Raw genomic sequence first — 25,484 nt, 5'->3', positions numbered from 1 at the left:
AATTCCTAAATCAAACACGGCTTATGCTCGATTGTTATCAGCTATGCACTAAAATCTGCCCGTTTTCTCTTTTTTGAAAAATAAAAAGAACCCTTCATTCATTGAGGAGTTCTTTCTATTTTTCATCGCCAAAAAGTCCTTATTTTGTAAATAACCTTTGAACGACCATTTATTTTCATAAAACCTATACGCCAATTCCTTCTAATTCGGCTGCTTGTTCTGACTCAGGCGTGTCGCTTGAGTTATGATAAGCGTTTAAAATAATCTCTTGAATTTTGTTACGTGTCGTTGAATTAATCGGATGCGCAATATCTCTAAATTCTCCATCCGGTGTACGTTTACTTGGCATAGCAACGAATAAGCCTGTATTGCCATCAATTACACGGATATCATGTACCACAAACTCATTGTCGAGTGTAATGGAAGCAATCGCACGCATGCGACCATCCGTTTGAACATGACGTAATCTCACATCAGTAACTTCCATTTTCTCACCACCTCTCATCTTAGATGCCTAAATGAAAATATTTATATTCCTATTACCGAATATTTTCCTTTTCATAGTCTAACAAATTTTCTAAAAAATTTGAATACTTCATTTTTAATTCACTATAATATTTTCTCTAGTTCATCGTAAATTTGACAATAGTTTGTCAAATTTTTGGAAAACTAACGAATCTTTTATGTTTTTCTGTAATCAAGCTACATTTTCTAAGTAAACAATTTTTTAGATTTCTAAGATAACTACTTAAAATGGCACTCGAAAGAAATTGTGAGTATTAGTAAAAAACCCTTTAAAAGAGTTATTGTTCTTTTAAAGGGCGCTTATTTTATTTTACAACAGCTATTACTTCTATTTCGACTTTCACATCTTTTGGTAAACGAGCTACTTCCACTGCCGAACGAGCTGGCTTATGTTCGCCAAAGTGACTAGCATAGACTTCGTTCATTGCCACAAAGTCATTCATATCCTTCATAAAGACAGTAGTTTTTACTACATTGTCTAATGATGAACCAGCAGCCTCTAAGACTGCCTTTAGATTAGCAAAGACTTGGTGTGTTTGAGCGGCGATATCACCCTCTACTAATTCCCCTGTTGCAGTAAGCGGAATTTGACCTGAACTATAAAACATCCCATTTACAATTATGCCTTGTGCATATGGTCCAATTGCTTCTGGTGCATTTGTTGTAGATACTACATTCATTTGTCATTTCTCCCTTTTTGTAAAATAATTTCCTTCACTTAATGCAATCGTACGATCTTTTTCATTTACCTCATGAAGCTTTACAAGTGAATAGTAATCATCTACTAAAGTTTCATCGGCATGCTCTGCTTCAACAAGAACCGCGATACCTGCTAGTTGACAGTCAAACTCTTCTAGTAGATTTTTCATACCGTTCATCGTACCTCCGACCTTCATAAAATCATCGGTAATCAGTACGCGCTGTCCACTCTTCATGCTTCTTTTTGATAATACCATTGTCTGAATTCTACGAGAAGAACCAGATACGTAGTTTATGCTGACTGTAGAACCTTCTGTTACTTTGCTGTCTCTACGAACAACTACTACCGGTACATTTAAGTGTCTTGCTATGGCATGGGCAATAGATATTCCCTTTGTTGCCACTGTCATAATGACATCAATTTGTTGGTCAGCAAAGGCAGATGCAAAGACCTTACCAACTCGATTAATTAAATCTGGATTGCCCAGTAAATCCGTCATAAATAAATAGCCACCAGGTAACAAACGATCAGAATGTTCAAGTTCTGCTTTTAAATCCTGAATAACTAAACGAACTTCCTCTTCGGACATTTTAGGAATATACTTCACACCACCTGCAGCCCCTGGCACTGTTGTCAATAACCCGATTCCTTTTTCTTCGAAAGTTTCTTTTACAATCGTTAAATCTTCGCTAATTGAAGACTTTGCTGATTGATATAATTCTGAAAAATAAGTTAGCGGGATCAGCTGATGTGGATGTTCTAGTAAATAGTACGTCATATCAACTAGTCGTTCACTACGCTTCCATTTCATGCGACCCTCTCCTAAACACGAATATTTATAGGTAAAATTAACACAAATATGCGTTTTTAAGCAAGCGTATTTCGCTCCCCTAAAATGCGCACAGCATATACTTCTTCACAAAAGCCTCGTAAGCCATTGTAAATCCGACTTACACGAGCCTCACTATCCACAAGGCCAAAGACCGTGGGACCGCTTCCGCTCATTAATGTCGCATCTGCTCCAAAACGTCTCATCTGCTCTTTTAACATAATAACTTCTGGATGCAACTTAAATGTTACAGTTTCCAAAACATTTCCTAAAGATGCACATAATAGTTCATAATTATCCGTCTCAATCGCTTGAATCATTTGCTTTGTATTTGGATGCTCAAGTCCTTCAACTTTCAATCCTCCATATACTTCCGCTGTCGATACACCTATTTTAGGCTTGGCTAATACAACCCAACAGCTTGGCGGAGCAGGTAATTCTTGAATTTTTTCTCCACGTCCAGTTGCTAGCGCTGTACCTCCGTATACACAAAAAGATACATCAGAGCCGATTTTAGCACCAAGCTCTGCTAACTCATCTATGGACAAGTTTAAATTCCAAAGTTCATTTAAGCCTTTTAGTGTCGCCGCTGCATCACTACTGCCTCCTGCAAGACCTGCAGCGATCGGTATTTCTTTTTCAATTGTAATGGATACACCTTGTCTAATGCCGTATGTATCTTTTATAAGACGCGCTGCTTGATAAGCAAAGTTGCGGTGATCATTTGGTACGAAATTATCCGTTGAAATAATTTCGATAACTCCATCCTCTCGAGATTCTAAGCTAATACGATCTGCCAAATCGACAGTCGTCATGACCATCTCCACTTCGTGATAATTATCTGGTCGTTTATAAAGAACATCTAATGTTAAATTAATTTTTGCAGGCGCCTTTACATAAAGCATCTTACTTCCTCCCTCATAACTACACGCAGAAACAGCCATTCATTTTTCGCGCAAGATAATTCATTTTATTTTACCATAATGAGAAAGCAAACTGAAAAAAGAACCGTTTTATAACGGTTCTCTCTCGTCAGTTGTTTTGTTGTGTTCAGCATAGGCAACCCTAGCTAAATGAAGTAAATAAATGTAAGCAACCTATTTTAGGCAAAGTAGACTACTTACGCTCTTGTTCACTGCTTGCTCTTTCCGCCATCTCAATGGCACGTTTCACCATATTACCAGCATCTCGAGCTTTAATGCCGCCCCAACCTTCTTTTTGCACAACATCATAAAATCCAAGTTCTTTGGCGATCTCTTCTTTTAAACGAGGTGACATGATACCTTTTCTAGGCATATAAACTCCTCCTTGTAACAACTGACGACATTAGTATGTCCGATAAAACGAAAAGCACTCATGTAGTTTTTGACATACATGAGTGCTCCAAAATATAGAAATAAGTACTAGAAACTATTTCGCGACAGCAGCCTTTGCTTCGTCTAAAAATGTAATCTCTACTGCCTCAGTTAAAATATCTGTGTAGCTATACGATACGCGTTTGCACGTATTGTCTTCTTGATCAAGCTCAACTACAAAAATTGCACGATATGTTTCGCGCAATATCCCTGCACACTCGATCGTTTTCTTGCGACCACCGTTTGCTTTTAACTGCAAACGTTTACCCAAATGACAATCCAACGACTTTTTAATGTCCGCTAAAGTTTTTGGCATTTTCGCTTACACCTCACTAATACCTAGTATAAGTGATACGCCCAAAAATGTCAACAAAATATAATATTTTATCAGCCCTTCATAAATGTTGTCAACTTATTTTTTTTGAAAAAATACGTTTTTTTTTCATATCACATGAAAATGTAACAAAATTTTTTACTTTGCAAAGGTTGGATAAAGAGCATCTGCAAGCTTCCCAAACTCTTGAATGGAAAGTGTTTCACCACGACGAGTTGGCTCAATATTTACAGATTCTAAAGCCTCGATGATTTTATCTTTATTGGCCTTACCATTTGGTAAACCCGATTGTAAATTATTTAAGATGGTTTTACGACGCTGTACAAATGACGCTCTTGTGACAACAAAAAGAAAATCCTCATCAATCACATTAACCGGTGGCGCATCATGCTTAATAAGACGAATAACTGCTGAATCTACATTTGGTTGTGGCATAAAAACAGTTTTCGGTACAGTCATCGCAATTTCTGCTTTCACGTAATACTGAATGGCAATCGATAATGAACCATATTCTTTTGTTCCTGGTTTCGCTGTAATACGATCCGCTACTTCTTTCTGCATCATCACCACAAAACCACGGATTGGTAGACGATCATTTAACAACTTCATTAAAATAGGCGTCGTAACATAATAGGGTAAATTAGCAACAACCATTATATCCTCAATACCTGGCATTTCTTCCTCAATTACTTTAGCAACGTCTGCTTTTAAAATATCGGAATGCACGATAGACACATTATTATATGGACTTAATGTATCGGCTAGTACTGGTAATAAACGCTGATCGATTTCAAACGATACAACCTTTTTTGCGCTGCGTGCCAAATGCTCCGTTAATGCGCCAATACCTGGACCTACTTCAATTGCACCACTGTTTTCTGTCAAATTCGCATGACTAACAATGTTTCTTAAAATGTTCGGGTCAATTAAAAAATTTTGACCTAAGCTCTTTTTAAATGAAAATCCATATTTTTTTAAAATTTCCTGTGTTCGAATGGGTGTTGCAATATCCTTATGCATTATTTTCCTCCTGATCTACCTGTGCGACAGCAGCACCAAATTGCTGTTCTGTTATTTGAAACATTTTCAATCTTTTATGAAGTTGTTTACCATTTGTTGCACCAATATTCAATATTTCACCTAGACGATCACGGCGTCTTTTCGCCAATGGATGACCGATTAAACGAGCGGTCATTAAATCTTCTAGCGTAATATCATCGGTAATGGGCTCATTGTTATTTGGCGTATAGACAAGACTTAACGCTTCGCGAATATCCTCATCTGCCGCATGCTCAATGCCTAAACCTTTACCGTTTTTTGCAATTGTTTTTGATTTTGGTAAAAAGGCATGTTTTACCCCTGAGACATGTTGCTCAATAATAGCTCGAATTCGCCGTCCTGGATAATCAGGATCTGTAAACACAATGACTCCTCGTTTATCCTGTGCATGCTGAATTCGTTTAAGCGTCTCCTCTGAAATTGCAGATCCATTTGTTTCAATAGTATCTGCTTGAACAGCTCGCTTAATGGCTGTTGTATCATCTTTTCCTTCAACGACAATGACTTCTTGAATTTGCAAAAAGGCTCCTCTTTTCTACCTTATCTTCAGACCATTTTACAACTGCCCTGTGTGATTGTACAGAAATACAAAATTAGTCGGTTCTATACGTGAAAAAAGCTTTCCCGCCAGTCAATACAGGAAAGCCAATGCTTAGTGAAAAACATTTTGTTATATTTTACAATTTTTTTAATTTAATACTTTAATACGCACTTTCTTACGTCCCCAGTTGCGGGCTTGAGCATCTGTTTGTACAAGTATATCGATCTTATTACCCTTAATTGAACCACCAGTATCCCCAGCAATAGCTGTTCCATAGCCTTCAACCCATACCTTTGAGCCAAGTTTAATAACGGATGGATCTACTGCGATTACCTTTAAGCCAGAACCTGAACGCAAGTTAATGCCAGTAGCTGATGTACCTGAACAGCCTTTACAATACGGTGTATAAGCTGTTGCCGTTACATAAAATTCTTTCCCACTAGCAGGCTCCGCTGAACCACGAGACACAGTTGTTGCGCTAGCTACTAATTTTTTTGCACCAACAGCAACTACTTGTTTCTTTGGCTCTTTTATGACGTTTTCAGATTGTAAATTTTTTGCCACAATTTTGCCGTTTTCTTTCACGACTTCATACGTTCGAGAAACTGTACCCTTCTCGCCCGTCGTGACTACTTTTTGTTTTCCTTTAAGCAAAGAAGCATCTTGCTTCTTTTCAATTGCGAAATCAATAGAGTCTTCCACTACATCGATAACCTTTTCTACGCGAACTACTGCGATTTTACTCTCTGGAGTGATAACGTCCTCCAGGTTATTCTCGACACGATCGAATTCATTAAGTTGAATTCCTTGTTGTTTTAAAAAGTTAGCGACCGTAGTCGAAGTGGACCAAACTTGTCTGTTTTCTAAACCATCGACAAGCGTTACCTGAAACGCTTTTTGAATATCGATTTTGTTATCTGCTCCTACTTCTGTATCCAAACCTTGCGCTAATGAATCATGTTCTGATACTTCGATATTTGCTTCCTTCAAAATGTCTTTCACTAGTTTTTCAGTTGTCCAAACTTTTGACTGATTTCCATCAACTGAAATTGTTACTTCTTTTGCCTGTTCCCAAGTAATTGCTAAACCATTAACAATTTTGGCATTCAGAGAGGGTGATATTTTGTCATGCGCTGCTACGTCTATATTTTGATTTTGTAATAGTTCTTCTACAGTTTTAGCATGTGTTGATACTTCAATTGCTTCTCCGTTAGCGTTAAGCGTTACGGATTTTTTAGTACCTTGATAAAGTACGAATGAAATTACTGACACAAACAGGACAAGTGAAACAATTCTTATCACTGTTTGCTTACTCCTCAATGATCCTAAGAACAAGTTTTTCATGGAATTATTTGACATGAAAAAACGCCTCCTTAATACAAAGTTGGATTATACGGACTAGATTTAGCACTGTCAACCCGAATGTATTTCAAAAAAATTTGACCATGCTATTTTAGCCAACCGCAAACACAGTATTGGAGGCACTTTAGCTAGTTAAACGTCAATCCTAAAAAATTTTTTTGCATTGGCAGTCGTTACATTGGCAACTTCCTCAATTGGTATTTCTTTTAAACGTGCAATTTCTTCTGCAACTAATGGCACCAATGCTGGTTCATTACGTTTACCACGATAAGGATGTGGAGCTAGATATGGCGCGTCTGTTTCGATCATCAAGTGCTCTAAAGGTATCTCTGTTGCTACTTCTTTCGGCATGCGAGCATTTTTAAAAGTCACCGGTCCGCCAAGACTAATCATAAAATTCATTGCGATGCATTGACGTGCTGTTTCTACACTTCCGCTATAGCAATGCATAACGCCTCCAACAGAAGCAGCATTCTCTTCACGTAAAATATCCACAACATCTGCTGTCGCATCTCGATTATGAATGATAATTGGTAAATTTACTTTTTGCGCTAAATGAATTTGCTTGCGAAAAAGAGCTTGCTGAACATCCTTTGGTGATTTATCCCAGTAATAATCTAAACCTGTTTCACCAATTCCAACGACTTTAGGATGTGCTGCCAATTCCTCAATCCATTGTAAATCTTCTTCAGTGCAATCAATAGCATCTACTGGATGCCAACCAATCACACCATAAATAAAATCGTATTGTTCTACTAATTCCATTGTTTTTTCAATCGTTTTACGATCAAAACCTACAACTACCATGGTTTCAACCTTTGCTTCAAGAGCTCGATCTATGACTTCTTGTAAGTCTTCTTGATACTGCTCTGCATTCAAATGTACATGTGTATCGATAAACATTGTCATTCCCCTAACCTTGATTTTATTAAAGATTATTATTTCATATTTTTCATCTGCATTACAATTTTGTTACAAACAAATTAGTATTGTGACAATACACTTATAAATATTCGGCAAAACTATTACCATGTACCTAAAATTCGTCAATTTACGCGTTGCATAAGTTATAGTAAAATAACTTTTAGCCGAATAATAGTCCAAATTTAGAATGGCCTACTGAATATTTTCTACTCAACAGGCCATACTGCATTTTTTATTTTACTTTTGCACCATTTTCAAGTTTTGGATCAACAGAGGCTAGCTTTAAAATTCCATCTTTTTCACCCGCTAAAATCATCCCTTGTGATAATTCACCACGTAATTTTACAGGTTTCAAATTTGCAACAACAATCACTTTTTGTCCGACTAGCTCTTCCGCAGTATAATACTTAGCAATTCCCGAAACTACTTGGCGTTGCTCATATCCAAGGTCAACTTGAAGCTTTAATAATTTATCCGCTTTCGGAATCGGTTCACATGCTGTAACCGTTGCCACACGTAAGTCTACTTTCATAAAATCATCAATAGATATTTCTGGAATTTCTGGAATTTCCACAACTTTTGATTCTGTGCTTGGTTCTTCTTCTTGAGAAGTTTTTACAGAGCCGCGCATTTCTTCACGAATGTAAGTAATTTCAATTTCACTATCTAAACGTGGGAAAATTGGTGTACCTTTTTCTACCACTTTAATGTTTGCTGGAATAGTATTACCGAATGTTTCAATTGTTTCCCATGATAAAAATTTGTCGTCTAATCCTAATTGTTGCAATATGCGTGTCGGTGTAGATGTCATAAATGGTTGTAACATAACGGCAATATGATGTAAACTCTCTGCCAAATTCCGCATAACAGCCCCTAATTTTGGCTTATCTGCTTCTTCTTTTGCAAGTACCCAAGGCTGTGTTTCATCAATGTATTTATTTGTACGAGATACTAGTGTCCAAAGGTCAGCTAATACAACACTAAATTGCATTTTTTCCATACTTTCTTCATATTTAATACGTACAGTTTCTGCATGCACTTTTAATGCCTCATCAAATTCTGTCGATTGAAGATTTTCTGTAGGAATATTGCCATCAAAATACTTATTAATCATAGAAATTGTACGGTTTAATAAATTACCTAAATCATTAGCTAAATCAAAATTTGTTCGCTCCACAAATGATTCTGGTGAAAATACGCCATCTGAGCCAAATGGTAACTCTCTTAATAGGAAGTAACGTGTTGCATCTAATCCATAACGTTCGATTAACATTTCAGGATAGATAACATTTCCTTTTGATTTCGACATTTTTCCGTCTTTCATCATAATAAATCCATGCGCGAACACTTTTTTAGGTAATGGTAAATCAAGAGCCATTAAGAATATCGGCCAATAGATTGTATGGAAACGTACGATATCTTTTCCTACAACATGTACATCGGCTGGCCAATATTTATTAAATAACGTTTCATCTTCTGATAAGTAACCTAAAGAGGTAATATAATTTGTTAACGCATCTACCCAAACGTAAATTACGTGTTTTGGATCTCCCGGTACTTTAATGCCCCAATCAAATGAAGTTCGTGAAACTGATAAATCTTCAAGCCCTGGTTTAATAAAGTTATTAATCATTTCGTTTTTACGAGATTCCGGTTCGATGAATTCTAAATTTTCTTCATAATAAGCGAGTAGGCGATCTGCGTATTTCTTCATATTAAAGAAGTAAGATTCTTCTTTAACTTTGTGTACAGCGCGACCACAGTCTGGACACTTTCCATCTTCTAATTGCGTTTCAGTAAAGAATGACTCACAAGGGGTACAGTACCACCCTTCATACTCACCTTTATAAATATCGCCGTTGTCTAAAAACTTTTGGAAAATCTTTTCGACAGTTTTCTTATGACGTTCTTCCGTTGTTTGAATGAAATCATCATAAGAAATATCCATTAATGCCCAAAGTTTTTTCGCTGCCTCGGCAATCTCATTTACATATTCTTGAGGATGCTTGCCAGCTTCTGCAGCTTTTTCTTGAATCTTTTGTCCGTGCTCGTCCATCCCAGTTAAGAAACGTACATCATAGCCACGTAAACGTTTGTAACGTGCAATCGTATCAGACGCTACTGTCGTATACGCAGTACCAATATGAAATTTTCCACTTGGATAGTAAATCGGGGTTGTTATATAGAATGTTTTGTTTTGTTCGCTCACGAGAACTGCCTCCAATGTTTCACAGTATAATATCTATTCTATCGAAGTACGAAATTCGTTTCAATGAAAGTTTATCGAATGCGAAAAATGTCGAATATTATATTAATCCATTTAATGTCTTTTATAAGAAGCTTTTTTACTATAAAATAAAATCTATAATAAAAACCTTTTAAAAACGTACAAATAACAGTTTTCTCCTCAAAAATTTTTACAAACAAGAAATAATTACTGTATTAATTAATTGACGTTTATGGCATTACTTGGTATGATAACTATCAGACAAGGAAATTATGTCGAAATTTGACGAAACACAAATATAACTTTTACTTATAGGAGGAAAAATAATTATGAAATCAACAGGTATTGTTCGTAAAGTCGATGAATTAGGTCGTGTGGTAATTCCAATCGAACTTCGTCGTACATTAGGTATCGCTGAAAAGGACGCTTTAGAAATCTACGTAGATGATGACAAAATCATCCTAAAAAAATATATGCCAAACATGACTTGTGCTGTTACTGGTGAAGTTTCTGATGATAACTTCCGTCTAGTTGGAGGCAAATTAATTTTAAGCCCTGAAGGCGCAGAAATGCTGATGAAAGAAATCCAATCTAGCTTAAAAAAATAAACCCTTTCCTGCACCTAAATCGACAACAGCGGTTTAGGTGTTTTTATTATTTAATAAAAATTTCTTTTTATAATGGTAAAGTATTATATATACTTCCCATATAATGTCCATGTCAGACCTCTTTTAATAAGATTACTCGCTTTTACAATTATTATCAATTTAAACATTTGCATTTTAATAAGGATAATCATTCTCAATCGTTATAATTTGGTAAATATTGTTTATTGCGAATAAAAAAGATTGCCTCCGTGGAGACAACCTTTTCATACTCACTCACTATGGTATTCGTTATAAATATCACGCTTCGCTACTTGGCGCAGTTTCGCTACCTCTTTTATTGCTTCCTTAGAAGTAACGCCTGATTCGGCAATAATATAATCGACATGTTCCACAACATTCATGTCAATCCAATATACATCTTCTTGCATATCTTCTTCTGCATTTTGATTTCCTTCTAAAACAATACAAAATTCTCCACGGATTTCTTCGGTTTGAGACCATTCCATCGCTTCTGATATAGTACCACGAAGAAACTCCTCGAATTTTTTTGTCAGTTCACGCGCCAGCACAATGCGGCGATTACCAAGAATTAATTCCATATCCTTTAGTGTTTCTTTTAAACGATGGGGAGCCTCGTAAAATAAGATGGTTTCTTGTCTTTTTTTTAATTGCTCTAATTGTTGTCGTCTCTCTTTTTTTCCACGATTTAAAAACCCGTAAAAGAAAAAGGGTTGTGGTGTTAAACCAGAAGCAATTAAAGCAGAAATTGCGGCATTTGCACCTGGAATTGGTACTACAGCTATTCCTTCGGCAATTGCCTTACTCACAATATCTGCCCCTGGGTCCGAAATACAAGGTAAACCAGCATCACTTACTAATGCCACTGTCTTTCCTTGACGTAAAAAACTTAGTAACTTCTCTCCCCCGGCATCAATATTATGTTCGTGATAACTTACAAGTGGTGTTTCAATATCAAAATAGTTGCAAAGCTTCTTTGTATTCCGTGTATCTTCAGCAGCGATCACATCCGCTTCCTTTAAAATACGTAGTGCACGTACACTCATATCCTCTAAATTGCCAATGGGTGTTGCTACAAGATATAAATGTCCTTGATGATCGTGCATCGTACTTTTTTGTGATTTCACGATTTATCCCTCCCTATATAGTTCGTTTTTTGCGCCCGTGTTAACTGCTTAAAAGCATATTCTGCCCGCATCGCTTCTTGTTTTGTGTCGAAAGCTTCGACATAAATACATTCAACTGGTCCTCTAGCCCGTGTATATTTGGCACCTTTTCCTGCATTATGTGCGGCAACACGTTTTTCTACATTATTTGTATAACCTGCGTAATAAGTCTTGTCCGCACATTCTAACACATAAAAGAAATGACTATTCGTTTTGTCCATAAAGCATTGCTCTCACTTCGGCTGTATATTCATTATTTGAATCATAGACATACAGTGGGGGTAATATTTTCAAATCTGGTTTACCATCCTTTATTGCTTCTATTAATAAAGTATTGGCTTCCTTCCCTACTTTCGGATAAATCAGTTGCATGCGTTTTGGTTCTAATCGATTTGCTCGCATAGCTGTGACAATATCCAATAAGCGACCAGGGCGATGTACAAATGCTGCTTTTCCACCTTGTTTTAATAATCTACTTGCCGATTGCACTGCTTCATCGAGTGTTAAATGTAACTCATGTCGTGCTATCGCGTAATGTTCGGATAAATTTTTATCACTTGCTTCATGCGCTAAAAAATATGGCGGATTACAAGTCACTACATCATATTTTTCTATTCCTAATTGAGATGGAATTTCCTTTACATCCCCAAGTACCATATTGATTTGTTGCGCTAGGTTATTATACCGAATACTTCGCTCTGCCATATCAAATAAACGAGGCTGTAATTCTACACCCGTAATATGCCCTTTCGTTCTAGCACTTAAAAATAACGGAATAACACCATTGCCTGAGCATAAATCCACTATTTCCCCTTTATGATAAGGTACATTGACAAATTTCGAAAGTAACACTGCATCCAATGAGAAAGAAAAGACAGATGGGCTTTGAATAATACGTAAATTCTCTGCCAACAAATAATCTAACCTTTCATCATCCTTCAACCAATTTTCCATGAGCCTTCCTCCTACTATACAAAACAAAAGACTGATACCACCGAAGCGGGAATCAGTCTTATATTACACATTTTGCTTATTTAAAAATGATAGACAAAACAGACAATCTTCACCTTTACGTGAACTTCCAAAATGAACATGACAAACGTGGAAGCCCTCTTGGTATAGACGTGCTAAGTTATCATATCCCTCGCCAATATCTAATGGATTCTCTTTCTTCTCATCTGTAGCCTGTACGGTGTTCTCTTTAGAAAGTAGTTCTTCTAGACGTGTACGAAGGTGATGATTTTCTGTTTCGAGTGCCTTATGTTCTTCCATCATTAACGCTACAAATTGCTTCAATGCACCAAATTGCGCCTGCATTGCTTCGAGCTGTTGTTCGAACTCCATAACGGTATCTAAGAAATTACGGTCCTTCACCCAAGCCACCTCGTTAAATTCTCTATCTTATATAAGATTTTTTTCGCATGCTAGCAGTTCTTCGAGCGTATACTCAACCGTGCGCTCTTGCTCCTGTAAATATACTTGAATAAGTCTCTCTAGCACATTTAAACCAACAACTCTCCCACTGCCATCTGGTGTCATTGTCATTTCACCAATATCCGGCATACCCTCTTTTGCTTCTTCGTATTCATCGTTTTCATACTTCAAGCAGCACATTAAACGACCACATAACCCAGATATTTTAGATGGGTTTAAAGATAAATTCTGATCTTTTGCCATTTTAATAGACACCGGATCAAAATCACCTAAAAATGTTGAACAGCATAGCATTCGGCCACAAGGACCAATACCACCTAATAATTTTGCTTCATCTCGAACACCAATTTGGCGGAGCTCGATACGCGTTCTAAAAACAGATGCTAAATCTTTTACTAAATCCCTGAAGTCAACACGACCTTCTGCCGTAAAGTAAAAGATTATTTTATTGCGATCAAATGTATATTCAACATCAACAAGTTTCATCTCTAGTTTATGTTCTATAATTTTTGCATTTGCTAGCTCAAATGCACGTTTTGACTCTATCGCATTTTCTTCAACTTGAATACGATCACGTTCATCTGCTGGTCGTAGTACTTGTTTAAGTGGCAATACGACATCATTTTCCCCTACTACTTTTTGAGGGACAACTACTTTCCCGTATTCTACACCACGAGCTGTCTCTACAATGACATATTGACTGTCCTCTAGTAGAAATGATGCTGGATCGAAATAATATATTTTACCCGCCTTTTTAAAGCGGATTCCTACTACATTATACAAATGTATATCCCTCCTGCAGATTTAGCATTAGCTGCTCCATCAATAACGTCCTATTCATGTTACGCTGTAAAGATGCACGCGCCTGTAAAATGGACTCCATTTGACTAGATAGGCGTTCAAAAGTCGAATGTAACGCAGCTTCTTTAAAAGTCTGTAACATGTCTGGATAAGTACAAGCTGCTTCGGGATTAGCTTTTATTGACACTATATCACGGTAAGCAAATAGTAGTAAATCCAATGCTTGCTCCATTTCGCTTTTTTCCTTAAATAGTGGCAACCATTCCTCATGTACAACTATCATAGCTTCATGTACATTTTGGCGAATTGCCTCTACTAATTTTAACACTGTTTTTCGAGCCTGTGCAAACTGCTCATCTTTTGCTAAAAAAATAGCGGTTTCGAGCTCGTTCGTCATCATGCTAACCGTAGAAGCCATGGAGTGGGGAACGTCATTTTCTTGCAAATGCTTTAACAACAATTGACGCGGCATCTTTTGAAACTTAATATGCTGACAGCGCGAACGAATAGTAGGTAATATTGATTGCATCTGCTCTGTTAACAAAATAGCCGTAACTTCTCCATCGGGTTCCTCTAAAAATTTTAAAATCATATTAGCAGATGCTATATTTAAACGATCCGCATGATGCAGAACGTAAATTTTACGTCCTTGCTCAACACCCATCATTTTCATCTCAGAAATAAGATCACGTATTTGATCAATTTTAATAAATTGACCTTCCGGATAGATTTCGTGAATATTCGGATGATTTCCCGAATCAACACGTCTGCAATTTCGACATGTTTCACATGGAACATTTTCATGTGGATGTTCACATAGCATTAATTTTACAAAAAAATGCATAATATCCACTTTCCCTGTTCCTTTTTCGCCATCAAAAATGTATGCATGGGCTAATCTATTTTTGTCAAAAATCGTTTGAAGCTGCTTCATTACGACTGGCTGTAGTGTGAAAAGCTCTTCAACATTCTTCGCCATTTTTTATTATATTCCTTCCTATATCTATAAAGCCTTTTGGACTTGTACATGTAAATTTATTTTTGGTAGAAGCAACGCTTTACCAATTGTGATAGTAAGGAGTCCTACTGATCAAATTTGAAAAAAGCCCGCGCCTACAAGTGAACAAGACACGGGTTTTACATATATAAATTAATTAATAGACCTTTAATCTCGCCAATTTTGTCAAGAAGGTCAATCGCTTCCTTTTCTTCATCTAAAATATCTTGTGCAAGCTCCACAAGACGCGTATCAATTGTCTCAATGATTTTCAATCGTCTTCCTTCACCAAAACGATTCCATGTATGCGATTGTTTTAATTCCATACCATGCTCTACAGTTTCCTGTAAGAAACGCTTCACAAGCATTTTAAAACGAGCAAGCTCTCGCAAATTACGGGATCTTGCGACACGGTCACCAGCAGTTGAAATATCCCCCAACAATCGTGTTAGTTGTTCGGTTTGCAATTTGGAGCCTTGCTTGACGACCATATCACCAAATCGGTTATTTTGATTATTATTTTGTAGAGGCTCCTTACGATTAGTATTGATCCCGACACGTATATCTTGATTGATCTTCAAGCTTCATTCGCCCCCAATTGCTTTATTATCAATGTCATCTATAGTTATGAATTTTTACTGCCAGTTTGGCAATGCTCACTAAATATTAAATACTGTTAAAAGTGGTGAAATTGTTCGATTGGTAAAACAAAGACGGTAGCGCCCCCTACCTCTACCTCCACTGGATATGGGATATAGGAATCTGCATTACCACCTAATGGCGATACGGGTGCAACCAATTGTTCCCGTGCTCGACAATTATCACGGATAATATCTAAAACTTTGGGTATGAGAGAGTCTTCTGTTCCAATTAGAAACGTCGTATTACCAGAGCGTAAAAAACCCCCTGTACTCGCTAATTTTGTTGCGCGAAACTGATTTTTCGTTAAAGCATTCGATAAGCGGCTACTATCCTGATCTTGTACAACAGCTACGACTAACTTCATTCGCACTCACCCCTTTATATAATTGGCCTTGATAGAATTTATTCAAAACAGCAACATCTACTAACAATTTCAATCCACACTTAGAACGAAAAGGACGCTAACAACATTTATGTTAAAAAATCTTTGCGACAATTTGTCTTTGTTTATACGCGTATTAGATGAAAGTAGGCACATTGCATTCTTCTTAGCACTTATAAGGTAAAGTTTTCTTTTATCCGATGCAGTAAATGGGTCATCAGATGTTACCATTATATCACAATATGGTAGTTAACTTCATGTTTTTACTGCATTGCCTTATACACTATTGCCCATACATCTTCAACTACATGCTCCATACTTTGGTCGGCATTAATAACTCTTATACGTTCTGGATATCGTTTTACTAATTGTAAATATCCCTCACGCACCTTTTGATGAAAGGCCTAGCTTTCAACATCAAGGCGGTTTACTTCACGATCCCCATGTGCGTGTATACGCGCTAAACCAACCTCTGGTGAAATATCAAATAGGATAGTTAAATCGGGTAATTTTTTCCCAATTGCAAATTCATTAATTGATAGTACTTCATCTACACCGATGCCACGTGCATATCCTTGGTAAGCTAACGATGAATCAATAAATCGATCACAAATAACCATTTTCCCAGCATCTAAAGCAGGACGTACTTTTTCAAAGTAATGCTGACTTCTCGCTGCTGCGTACAACAATGCTTCCGTCCGTTCATCCATTGCTGTGTGCGCGGGATTTAAAATGATTGTTCGAATTTTTTCGGCGATTTCAATGCCTCCAGGTTCTCTCGTTGCTAAAACATCTATATTTTCTTGTGCTAATCGTTCAGCTATTTTTTTAATTATGGTTGTTTTCCCGGCACCTTCTGGACCTTCAAATGTAATAAATAAATTGCAATTCATGCTGTTATTGCCTCCAACTATTTAATGACCTCGATCATTTTTTCCTCTAACCTGTGATTTCCTTGAAATGTTGCACCTGTTGCAAGTAATTCCTCTAACTGACTTAGTTTAGCCACCGTAATTTTTTCTCCTGGAACGAGTAATGGGATGCCAGGAGGGTAAGGAATAATCATACTTGCAGCCGTACGTCCCATTGTCCGCATGTAGGGTAGCCATTCCTTCTTCATATTTGCAATTTCATCAAATGAATATGCTGGTTCCGTAATAGCCGTGAAACTATAGGCATTGTGCGAAACGGCTTGTATTTCTGTTTTTTCAGTGTTTAATAATGCTGTCACAGCCTCTTTTATACGAACACGAATCTCTGCAAATGGAAAGCTATACCCTTGTTTTAAAAGTGGCAATACAAGTAATACCTGATGAGCATCGGCAAGCTCTGCATATACCTGCTTCGCTTCTAATGCTTCCTGTAGTTGATAGCCACTATAACCTTTAACACGAAGCAATAACTTTATAGGGTCATCTACCTCGATGACTTCAAGCGAACCAATTGAACGTAATGCATCGACCCATTGATTTTTTTTCTCTATTATATATGCACCATCGCTCTCCATATATGTCTGTATATAATAGCGTGCATCATCCAAAGAAGCTAACAATATATAAGATGGACTGCTGGATTGTAACATGCGTAAATAGTGATGGATACTATCAACATTCACTAATTGTGAGTTCACATGCATAAAAGAAGCCATGGTCATAGCGGGCAATGTTTTGTGCGCTGACTGCACAACAACATCCGCGCCGAAGGTTAAAGCAGATGGCTGGAATAAAGAACAAGCATTAAAATGAGCCCCGTGCGCTTCATCTACTAAAACGGGAATGTTTTTTTCATGACAATATGCTATTTGCTGCGATAGTTCTTTAGATATCATACCGTAATATGTTGGATACGTTAAAACCACTGCCTTAACGTCTGGATACTCATCAACTGCCTGTTTTAGATCGTGATAGGAAACATGTGTTGCAGTTAATGTTCGGTCGTCCCAAAGTGGAGAAACATAAACAGCCTTTGCTCCAACAAGCTCAATTGCATGAAAAATAGATTTATGAGCATTACGTTGTACAATGATCGTATCGCCTCTTTTACATGTAGCATATATCATCGCTAAATTCCCAACTGTTGAGCCACCTACTAAAAAAAAGCTTTTCGTCGCACCATATGTTTCAGCTAGTAAATTTTCAGCCTCTAATATCATTCCCTCAGGATAGTGCAAGTCATCCATTCCTGTTAACTCTGTTACATCGTAGCGCATAACATCTTTAAAAGCCTGTGGTAAGCGAGAAAATTCTCCATGTTTATGCCCTGGTACATGAAAGGATATATTTTGTTGTTGTCGAAAACGCTCTAAACCTTCTACAATTGGCTTTTTCTTTTGCAAAACAAGACACCCTTTTTCGTTTATTATATTCTTTAATTATACGGGATTATGGCACGATAAAAAAGCTATCCTATAAAATAGGATAGCTTAAGATTTAAGATGCAAGAATAACCATAAAACAGCATTTGGTTTTCATTCCAACTGCTACAACGATTCAAAAAGTACCAATAATTTAGTTGGGACAGCAAAATGCAGAAACTTCTCTCTTATTCCTAAAAAAGAATGGCCCCTCTCAATATAGCAAATTCTTTAAGTATCTCTTTTTCATCACTTTCACCATTTACAATACCTCTATCTATTTCTTACCGTCTCTATTGATGTATGATGTCACCCATTCTCCAATAGTTTTCTCAGGTTAACGATACACATGCTCATACTTTTTGGGCTAAGCAACTAATCATGATATTACAATGTGTGATTGTTTCTTTAGCGCTTTGGATACGTTAGGATTTCAAATAAAAAAAGACTGAAGATTTCTCTTCGGTCTTTTTAAGTTGCCTAGCGACGTCCTACTCTCACAGGGGGAAGCCCCCAACTACCATCGGCGCTAAAGAGCTTAACTTCCGTGTTCGGTATGGGAACGGGTGTGACCTCTTTGCCATCATCACTAGACTATTTACGGCTTTCAATATACATCGTATTTCTTTGTCAGCTTCATTCGTTCAGTCAGTCACGTACAGACGTACGCTCCTTCCTTCTCTCAATCGCTTCCGCGAACTACTCGTATCTTGTAACCCTTTTATGAAAGGTTGTTCTTTCAAAACTGGATAAACGGTGCATTGAATGTTTCAAACTTTTTGGTTAAGTCCTCGATCGATTAGTATTCGTCAGCTCCATGTGTCACCACACTTCCACCTCGAACCTATCTACCTCATCGTCTTTGAGGGATCTTACTTACTTGCGTAATGGGAAATCTCATCTTGAGGGGGCTTCATGCTTAGATGCTTTCAGCACTTATCCCGTCCACACATAGCTACCCAGCGATGCCTTTGGCAAGACAACTGGTACACCAGCGGTGTGTCCATCCCGGTCCTCTCGTACTAAGGACAGCTCCTCTCAAATTTCCTACGCCCACGACGGATAGGGACCGAACTGTCTCACGACGTTCTGAACCCAGCTCGCGTACCGCTTTAATGGGCGAACAGCCCAACCCTTGGGACCGACTACAGCCCCAGGATGCGATGAGCCGACATCGAGGTGCCAAACCTCCCCGTCGATGTGGACTCTTGGGGAGATAAGCCTGTTATCCCCGGGGTAGCTTTTATCCGTTGAGCGATGGTACCTTCCATGCGGAACCACCGGATCACTAAGCCCGTCTTTCGACCCTGCTCGACTTGTAGGTCTCGCAGTCAAGCTCCCTTGTGCCTTTACACTCTACGAATGATTTCCAACCATTCTGAGGGAACCTTTGGGCGCCTCCGTTACCTTTTAGGAGGCGACCGCCCCAGTCAAACTGTCCGCCTGACACTGTCTCCTGCCCCGCTAAGGGGCATGGGTTAGAATTTCAATACAACCAGGGTAGTATCCCACCGACGCCTCCTTCGAAGCTGGCGCTCCGAGATCTCTGGCTCCTACCTATCCTGTACAAGTTGTACCAAAATTCAATATCAGGCTACAGTAAAGCTCCACGGGGTCTTTCCGTCCTGTCGCGGGTAACCTGCATCTTCACAGGTACTATAATTTCACCGAGTCTCTCGTTGAGACAGTGCCCAGATCGTTACGCCTTTCGTGCGGGTCGGAACTTACCCGACAAGGAATTTCGCTACCTTAGGACCGTTATAGTTACGGCGCCGTTTACTGGGGCTTCAATTCGCAGCTTCGCTTGCGCTAACCACTCCTCTTAACCTTCCAGCACCGGGCAGGCGTCAGCCCCTATACGTCACCTTACGGTTTTGCAGAGACCTGTGTTTTTGCTAAACAGTCGCCTGGCCTATTCACTGCGGCTCTCATGCGCTTGCACGCTCAAGAGCACCCCTTCTCCCGAAGTTACGGGGTCATTTTGCCGAGTTCCTTAACGAGAGTTCTCTCGCACACCTTAGGATTCTCTCCTCGACTACCTGTGTCGGTTTGCGGTACGGGCACCTCTCACCTCGATAGAGGCTTTTCTTGGCAGTGTGAAATCAGGAACTTCGTCCATACGGACTCGCCATCACAGCTCAACGTTACAGTGTGCGGATTTGCCTACACACACGCCTTACTGCTTGGACGCGCACAACCAACGGCGCGCTTACCCTATCCTACTGCGTCCCCCCATTTCTCAAACGGTGAGGAGGTGGTACAGGAATATCAACCTGTTGTCCATCGCCTACGCCTATCTACCTCGGCTTAGGTCCCGACTAACCCTGAGCGGACGAGCCTTCCTCAGGAAACCTTAGTCATACGGTGGACGGGATTCTCACCCGTCTTTCGCTACTCATACCGGCATTCTCACTTCTAAGCGCTCCACCAGTCCTTCCGGTCTGACTTCAACGCACTTAGAACGCTCTCCTACCACTGACATCGTAGATGTCAATCCACAGCTTCGGTGAATCGTTTAGCCCCGATACATTTTCGGCGCAGCGTCACTCGACCAGTGAGCTATTACGCACTCTTTAAATGATGGCTGCTTCTAAGCCAACATCCTGGTTGTCTGTGCAACGCCACATCCTTTTCCACTTAACGATTACTTTGGGACCTTAGCTGGTGGTCTGGGCTGTTTCCCTTTTGACTACGGATCTTATCACTCGCAGTCTGACTCCCGTGTATAAATATCTGGCATTCGGAGTTTGTCTGAATTCGGTAAACCGGGATGGCCCCTAGTCCAAACAGTGCTCTACCTCCAGTATTCTCATCACGAGGCTAGCCCTAAAGCTATTTCGGAGAGAACCAGCTATCTCCAAGTTCGATTGGAATTTCTCCGCTACCCACACCTCATCCCCGCACTTTTCAACGTGCGTGGGTTCGGCCTCCAGTAAGTGTTACCTCACCTTCACCCTGGACATGGGTAGATCACCTGGTTTCGGGTCTACGACCACGTACTAATTCGCCCTATTCAGACTCGCTTTCGCTGCGGCTCCGCCTTCTAAAGCTTAACCTCGCACGTAATCGTAACTCGCCGGTTCATTCTACAAAAGGCACGCTATCACCCATTAACGGGCTCTAACTACTTGTAGGCACACGGTTTCAGGATCTCTTTCACTCCCCTTCCGGGGTGCTTTTCACCTTTCCCTCACGGTACTGGTTCACTATCGGTCACTAGGTAGTATTTAGCCTTGGGAGATGGTCCTCCCGGATTCCGACGGAATTTCACGTGTTCCGCCGTACTCAGGATCCACTCTGGAGGGAACGAACTTTCGACTACAGGGCTTTTACCTGCTCTGGCGGACCTTTCCAAGTCGCTTCATCTAACTCATTCCTTTGTAACTCCGTATAGAGTGTCCTACAACCCCAAGAGGCAAGCCTCTTGGTTTGGGCTCTTCCCGTTTCGCTCGCCGCTACTCAGGGAATCGATTTTTCTTTCTCTTCCTCCAGGTACTTAGATGTTTCAGTTCCCTGGGTCTGCCTTCAAGACGCTATGTATTCACGTCAAGATACTACGCGATTAAACGTAGTGGGTTCCCCCATTCGGAAATCTCCGGATCAAAGCTCACTTACAGCTCCCCGAAGCATATCGGTGTTAGTGCCGTCCTTCTTCGGCTCCTAGTGCCAAGGCATTCGCCGTGCGCCCTTAATAACTTAACCTAGTTATTAAGCCTATAAAAAACTTAAAAAATAAATGTGTTTGTTACAATTTCAATGTCGTTTTATCCAGTTTTCAAAGAACAAGTTTTGAAGTATTTCATCGTAATGATGAACCTTCAAAACTGAACGCAAAACGTAATCTTACAAACCCAAGGTTTGTATTCCGAAAATATCCTTAGAAAGGAGGTGATCCAGCCGCACCTTCCGATACGGCTACCTTGTTACGACTTCACCCCAATCATCTATCCCACCTTCGGCGGCTGGCTCCAAAAGGTTACCTCACCGACTTCGGGTGTTACAAACTCTCGTGGTGTGACGGGCGGTGTGTACAAGGGAACGTATTCACCGCGGCATGCTGATCCGCGATTACTAGCGATTCCGGCTTCATGTAGGCGAGTTGCAGCCTACAATCCGAACTGAGAACGACTTTATCGGATTAGCTCCCTCTCGCGAGTTGGCAACCGTTTGTATCGTCCATTGTAGCACGTGTGTAGCCCAGGTCATAAGGGGCATGATGATTTGACGTCATCCCCACCTTCCTCCGGTTTGTCACCGGCAGTCACCTTAGAGTGCCCAACTAAATGATGGCAACTAAGATCAAGGGTTGCGCTCGTTGCGGGACTTAACCCAACATCTCACGACACGAGCTGACGACAACCATGCACCACCTGTCACCGTTGTCCCCGAAGGGAAAACCATATCTCTACAGTGGTCAACGGGATGTCAAGACCTGGTAAGGTTCTTCGCGTTGCTTCGAATTAAACCACATGCTCCACCGCTTGTGCGGTACCCCGTCAATTCCTTTGAGTTTCAGTCTTGCGACCGTACTCCCCAGGCGGAGTGCTTAATGCGTTAGCTGCAGCACTAAGGGGCGGAAACCCCCTAACACTTAGCACTCATCGTTTACGGCGTGGACTACCAGGGTATCTAATCCTGTTTGCTCCCCACGCTTTCGCGCCTCAGTGTCAGTTACAGACCAGATAGTCGCCTTCGCCACTGGTGTTCCTCCAAATCTCTACGCATTTCACCGCTACACTTGGAATTCCACTATCCTCTTCTGCACTCAAGTCTCCCAGTTTCCAATGACCCTCCACGGTTGAGCCGTGGGCTTTCACATCAGACTTAAGAAACCACCTGCGCGCGCTTTACGCCCAATAATTCCGGACAACGCTTGCCACCTACGTATTACCGCGGCTGCTGGCACGTAGTTAGCCGTGGCTTTCTAATAAGGTACCGTCAAGGTACAGCCAGTTACTACTGTACTTGTTCTTCCCTTACAACAGAGTTTTACGAACCGAAATCCTTCTTCACTCACGCGGCGTTGCTCCATCAGGCTTTCGCCCATTGTGGAAGATTCCCTACTGCTGCCTCCCGTAGGAGTCTGGTAGTGTCTCAGTCCCAGTGTGGTAGATCACCCTCTCAGGTCGGCTACGCATCGTTGCCTTGGTGAGCCGTTACCTCACCAACTAGCTAATGCGCCGCGGTCATCCTATAGCGACAGCCGAAACCGTCTTTCAGTATTGTCCCATGAGGGACAAAAGATTATTCGGTATTAGCCCCGGTTTCCCGGAGTTATCCCAAACTATAGGGTAGGTTGCCCACGTGTTACTCACCCGTCCGCCGCTAACGTCAAAGGAGCAAGCTCCTTCTCTGTTCGCTCGACTTGCATGTATTAGGCACGCCGCCAGCGTTCGTCCTGAGCCAGGATCAAACTCTCCATAAAAGAAATTTGATTAGCTCAAATTGTTTTGCTGGCATCAATTTTGATGTCCAAAATTTTGTTTTGTTCACTAACGAAGTTAGCTAGTAAAAACTATATTGATTACGTTTTGCTTGTTCAGTTTTCAAGGTTCATTTTGTCGCCGCTTGTTTCAGCAACTCTTATATAATACCATCTTTTCAAATCGATGTCAACAATTTATTTTAAATTGTTTTTTGTTTTATAATTAAGTTGTTTCAGTTGTTATCTTAACGACTCTTATTACTATATCACAATATTTATAGTTTGCAAGCCTTTTATAAAAATAATATTAAAAAAGTGATTCCTAGTACACCTGGAATGCCCAACAATGCAATTGTGAAAACGGAAAACAGGTTAATTGGTACATTATAACCGCTATAACCAACACCTAAATGAATAATGAATAATAATAAAAATGCAAATGCAAATCGGAACCAAAATACTGATAGTCCTTCTAATACTTTACCCAATTTAATGTGTCTTCCTACTATATAAAGAAAAAGAAGCGCTACAGGAACACAAATACTCACAATTACAGTCCACGGCATATGCTTGCCCCCTTCGATCATAATTATGTAATTTTATGATTCCTATAGCACGTCTATAACTCTACAATCATTATTTTATTAGTACTCGTCGAATTCTAGCTTCTTTAAATAAATAAAAATGAATACTCTCTGCTGCTTTTCGCTGAGCAATAACTTCTAAATCATAATCATTTAATAATTCTTCAATCAATTTTGCTTGTTGTAAATCTTCTTTTGTTTGTTTAATGAGATTAACAAGCTTTTCGTCAAATTCTCTTTTTAGCTTTCCTTTATTGCGGAAGAACATTTCAATCCCTCACTCATAACTCTCGGCGGCCTTCCATTGCCTTCGATAACGTTACTTCATCAGCATATTCTAAATCTCCACCTACTGGTAATCCGTGCGCAATGCGTGTTGTGCGGATGCCAGATGGTTTAACAAGACGAGAGATATACATAGCCGTCGCTTCACCTTCAATAGTAGAATTGGTTGCTAAAATAAGCTCCTGCACCGTTTCATCTTGTAAGCGTACTAACAGTGAGGCTACATTAATATCCTCTGGGCCTATACCATCCATAGGTGAAATAGCCCCCTGTAACACATGGTACTTACCATGGTAATCACGCATTTTTTCCATTGCAATAACGTCCTTTGTATCTTGTACAACGCAAATTACTGAGGCATCGCGTTGTTTATCGGTACAAATATGACATGGGTCTACATCGGTAATATTGCCACAAACAGAGCAATAACTTAAATTACGTTTTGCATCTATTAAAGCTTTGGAAAAAGAAAGAACGTCATCTTCTTTCATTGTTAACACAAAAAACGCCAGTCGGGCTGCGGTTTTTGGCCCGATACCTGGCAATTTCATAAAACTATCGATTAATTTTGATATTGGTTCTGGGTAATACATATTGTTACCTCCTAGAATGGAAGGTTCATGCCTTGCGTAAATTTACCCATTGTTGCATTTGTTTTTTCTTCTACTTTTTTAAGTGCTTCATTCGTTGCAACAACAATTAAATCTTGTAACATTTCGATATCGTCAGGATCTACTACTGAAGTATCAAGATTCACTTCTACTACTTCACGTTGACCTGTAACTGTTACTTTCACCATACCGCCGCCAGCAACACCTTCAAATTGTTCAGCATTTAAAGCTTCTTGAGCTTCCATCATTTCTTTTTGCATTTTTTGCATTTTTTTCATCATGCCTTGCATATTTCCCATTCCACGCATAACCTATTCCTCCT

General features: G+C 39.6%; 25 protein-coding genes, 3 rRNA genes and 1 pseudogene. 1 reads left to right on the top strand and 28 read right to left on the bottom strand.

What is annotated here, in order from left to right:
* Window positions 1-184: 184 nt before the first annotated feature.
* The 11 genes from spoVG to metG all read right to left on the bottom strand — a co-directional run bounded on the left by spoVG (window position 185) and on the right by metG (window position 9,838).
* On the bottom strand, window positions 185-487 hold the full coding sequence (spoVG, locus tag LO754_RS00345; RefSeq protein WP_024362590.1) for a septation regulator SpoVG: 303 nt from the start codon (window positions 485-487) through the stop codon (window positions 185-187).
* 343 nt (window positions 488-830) lie between these two features.
* Entirely contained in the window at window positions 831-1,205 is a 375-nt protein-coding gene (locus LO754_RS00340; protein ID WP_231785365.1) for a RidA family protein, read from the bottom strand.
* 3 nt (window positions 1,206-1,208) lie between these two features.
* Window positions 1,209-2,036, bottom strand: coding sequence for a pur operon repressor (gene purR / locus LO754_RS00335; RefSeq protein WP_024362588.1), 828 nt, complete (start codon window positions 2,034-2,036; stop codon window positions 1,209-1,211).
* A gap of 56 nt (window positions 2,037-2,092) precedes the next feature.
* Entirely contained in the window at window positions 2,093-2,959 is an 867-nt protein-coding gene (ispE, locus tag LO754_RS00330) for a 4-(cytidine 5'-diphospho)-2-C-methyl-D-erythritol kinase (protein ID WP_024362587.1), read from the bottom strand.
* 211 nt (window positions 2,960-3,170) lie between these two features.
* Window positions 3,171-3,350, bottom strand: a complete 180-nt coding sequence (locus tag LO754_RS00325) for a small, acid-soluble spore protein, alpha/beta type (RefSeq protein ID WP_004229193.1) — start codon at window positions 3,348-3,350, stop codon at window positions 3,171-3,173.
* A 114-nt stretch (window positions 3,351-3,464) separates the two neighbouring features.
* Window positions 3,465-3,725, bottom strand: a complete 261-nt coding sequence (veg, locus tag LO754_RS00320) for a biofilm formation stimulator Veg (RefSeq protein ID WP_024362586.1) — start codon at window positions 3,723-3,725, stop codon at window positions 3,465-3,467.
* Window positions 3,726-3,881: 156 nt separating this feature from the next.
* Window positions 3,882-4,763, bottom strand: a complete 882-nt coding sequence (gene rsmA / locus LO754_RS00315) for a 16S rRNA (adenine(1518)-N(6)/adenine(1519)-N(6))-dimethyltransferase RsmA (RefSeq protein ID WP_025218327.1) — start codon at window positions 4,761-4,763, stop codon at window positions 3,882-3,884.
* The gene (rnmV, locus tag LO754_RS00310; RefSeq protein ID WP_024362584.1) at window positions 4,756-5,322 is read right to left on the bottom strand and encodes a ribonuclease M5; all 567 of its coding nucleotides are present in this window, start codon (window positions 5,320-5,322) and stop codon (window positions 4,756-4,758) included. Before rnmV ends, rsmA begins: the two co-directional genes overlap by 8 nt.
* Window positions 5,323-5,490: 168 nt before the next feature.
* Entirely contained in the window at window positions 5,491-6,702 is a 1,212-nt protein-coding gene (locus LO754_RS00305) for a resuscitation-promoting factor (protein WP_024362583.1), read from the bottom strand.
* Between the two features lie 135 nt (window positions 6,703-6,837).
* Window positions 6,838-7,608, bottom strand: coding sequence for a TatD family hydrolase (locus LO754_RS00300; RefSeq protein WP_024362582.1), 771 nt, complete (start codon window positions 7,606-7,608; stop codon window positions 6,838-6,840).
* 253 nt (window positions 7,609-7,861) lie between these two features.
* Window positions 7,862-9,838, bottom strand: coding sequence for a methionine--tRNA ligase (gene metG, locus LO754_RS00295; protein ID WP_024362581.1), 1,977 nt, complete (start codon window positions 9,836-9,838; stop codon window positions 7,862-7,864).
* Between the two features lie 347 nt (window positions 9,839-10,185).
* On the opposite strand from metG, the gene abrB reads away from it, so the two are divergent.
* Window positions 10,186-10,464 carry a transition state genes transcriptional regulator AbrB gene (gene abrB, locus LO754_RS00290; RefSeq protein WP_024362580.1) on the top strand — a complete coding sequence of 93 codons (279 nt, stop codon included), beginning with the start codon at window positions 10,186-10,188 and terminating at the stop codon, window positions 10,462-10,464.
* Window positions 10,465-10,733: 269 nt separating this feature from the next.
* Here abrB and rsmI read toward each other — a convergent pair whose 3' ends face one another.
* The 17 genes and pseudogenes from rsmI to LO754_RS00205 form a co-directional block, all read right to left on the bottom strand.
* Window positions 10,734-11,609: a 16S rRNA (cytidine(1402)-2'-O)-methyltransferase gene (gene rsmI, locus LO754_RS00285; RefSeq protein WP_231785364.1), complete on the bottom strand. Its 876-nt coding sequence runs from the start codon at window positions 11,607-11,609 to the stop codon at window positions 10,734-10,736.
* Entirely contained in the window at window positions 11,606-11,869 is a 264-nt protein-coding gene (locus LO754_RS00280; protein WP_024362578.1) for a GIY-YIG nuclease family protein, read from the bottom strand. The genes rsmI and LO754_RS00280 overlap by 4 nt, the downstream gene beginning before the upstream one ends.
* On the bottom strand, window positions 11,853-12,602 hold the full coding sequence (locus tag LO754_RS00275; RefSeq protein ID WP_024362577.1) for a tRNA1(Val) (adenine(37)-N6)-methyltransferase: 750 nt from the start codon (window positions 12,600-12,602) through the stop codon (window positions 11,853-11,855). The genes LO754_RS00280 and LO754_RS00275 overlap by 17 nt, the downstream gene beginning before the upstream one ends.
* A gap of 63 nt (window positions 12,603-12,665) precedes the next feature.
* Complete coding sequence (gene yabA / locus LO754_RS00270; protein ID WP_024362576.1) at window positions 12,666-13,022, bottom strand: DNA replication initiation control protein YabA; 357 nt, start codon at window positions 13,020-13,022, stop codon at window positions 12,666-12,668.
* 27 nt (window positions 13,023-13,049) lie between these two features.
* Window positions 13,050-13,865 (bottom strand): PSP1 domain-containing protein, encoded by an 816-nt coding sequence (locus LO754_RS00265; RefSeq protein ID WP_231785363.1) that lies wholly within the window; start codon window positions 13,863-13,865, stop codon window positions 13,050-13,052.
* Window positions 13,858-14,862, bottom strand: coding sequence for a DNA polymerase III subunit delta' (gene holB, locus LO754_RS00260; protein ID WP_024362574.1), 1,005 nt, complete (start codon window positions 14,860-14,862; stop codon window positions 13,858-13,860). The genes LO754_RS00265 and holB overlap by 8 nt, the downstream gene beginning before the upstream one ends.
* A gap of 158 nt (window positions 14,863-15,020) precedes the next feature.
* The gene (locus LO754_RS00255) at window positions 15,021-15,461 is read right to left on the bottom strand and encodes a YaaR family protein (protein ID WP_024362573.1); all 441 of its coding nucleotides are present in this window, start codon (window positions 15,459-15,461) and stop codon (window positions 15,021-15,023) included.
* A 95-nt stretch (window positions 15,462-15,556) separates the two neighbouring features.
* The gene (locus LO754_RS00250; protein WP_024362572.1) at window positions 15,557-15,886 is read right to left on the bottom strand and encodes a cyclic-di-AMP receptor; all 330 of its coding nucleotides are present in this window, start codon (window positions 15,884-15,886) and stop codon (window positions 15,557-15,559) included.
* Window positions 15,887-16,167: 281 nt separating this feature from the next.
* Window positions 16,168-16,797: pseudogene (tmk, locus tag LO754_RS00245) on the bottom strand (dTMP kinase).
* A gap of 17 nt (window positions 16,798-16,814) precedes the next feature.
* Window positions 16,815-18,239 carry an aminotransferase class I/II-fold pyridoxal phosphate-dependent enzyme gene (locus tag LO754_RS00240; RefSeq protein WP_024362570.1) on the bottom strand — a complete coding sequence of 475 codons (1,425 nt, stop codon included), beginning with the start codon at window positions 18,237-18,239 and terminating at the stop codon, window positions 16,815-16,817.
* A 496-nt stretch (window positions 18,240-18,735) separates the two neighbouring features.
* Window positions 18,736-18,851 (bottom strand): 5S ribosomal RNA (gene rrf / locus LO754_RS00235).
* Between the two features lie 185 nt (window positions 18,852-19,036).
* Window positions 19,037-21,959: ribosomal RNA gene (locus tag LO754_RS00230) — 23S ribosomal RNA — on the bottom strand.
* 179 nt (window positions 21,960-22,138) lie between these two features.
* A 16S ribosomal RNA gene (locus LO754_RS00225) occupies window positions 22,139-23,682 on the bottom strand.
* Together the 16S, 23S and 5S rRNA genes form the textbook arrangement of a ribosomal RNA operon.
* A gap of 293 nt (window positions 23,683-23,975) precedes the next feature.
* Window positions 23,976-24,248, bottom strand: a complete 273-nt coding sequence (locus LO754_RS00220; protein WP_024362957.1) for a pro-sigmaK processing inhibitor BofA family protein — start codon at window positions 24,246-24,248, stop codon at window positions 23,976-23,978.
* A 70-nt stretch (window positions 24,249-24,318) separates the two neighbouring features.
* Window positions 24,319-24,534 carry a YaaL family protein gene (locus LO754_RS00215; RefSeq protein ID WP_024362956.1) on the bottom strand — a complete coding sequence of 72 codons (216 nt, stop codon included), beginning with the start codon at window positions 24,532-24,534 and terminating at the stop codon, window positions 24,319-24,321.
* Window positions 24,535-24,547: 13 nt separating this feature from the next.
* Window positions 24,548-25,144: a recombination mediator RecR gene (recR, locus tag LO754_RS00210; protein ID WP_024362955.1), complete on the bottom strand. Its 597-nt coding sequence runs from the start codon at window positions 25,142-25,144 to the stop codon at window positions 24,548-24,550.
* An 11-nt stretch (window positions 25,145-25,155) separates the two neighbouring features.
* Window positions 25,156-25,470: a YbaB/EbfC family nucleoid-associated protein gene (locus LO754_RS00205; protein WP_024362954.1), complete on the bottom strand. Its 315-nt coding sequence runs from the start codon at window positions 25,468-25,470 to the stop codon at window positions 25,156-25,158.
* Window positions 25,471-25,484 lie beyond the last annotated feature (14 nt).

It is taken from the genome of Lysinibacillus sp. GJ-1, assembly GCF_021166035.1.
GTDB classification, from domain to species: Bacteria; Bacillota; Bacilli; order Bacillales_A; family Planococcaceae; genus Lysinibacillus; species Lysinibacillus sphaericus.
This window is presented reverse-complemented; position numbering and strand designations above follow the sequence as displayed.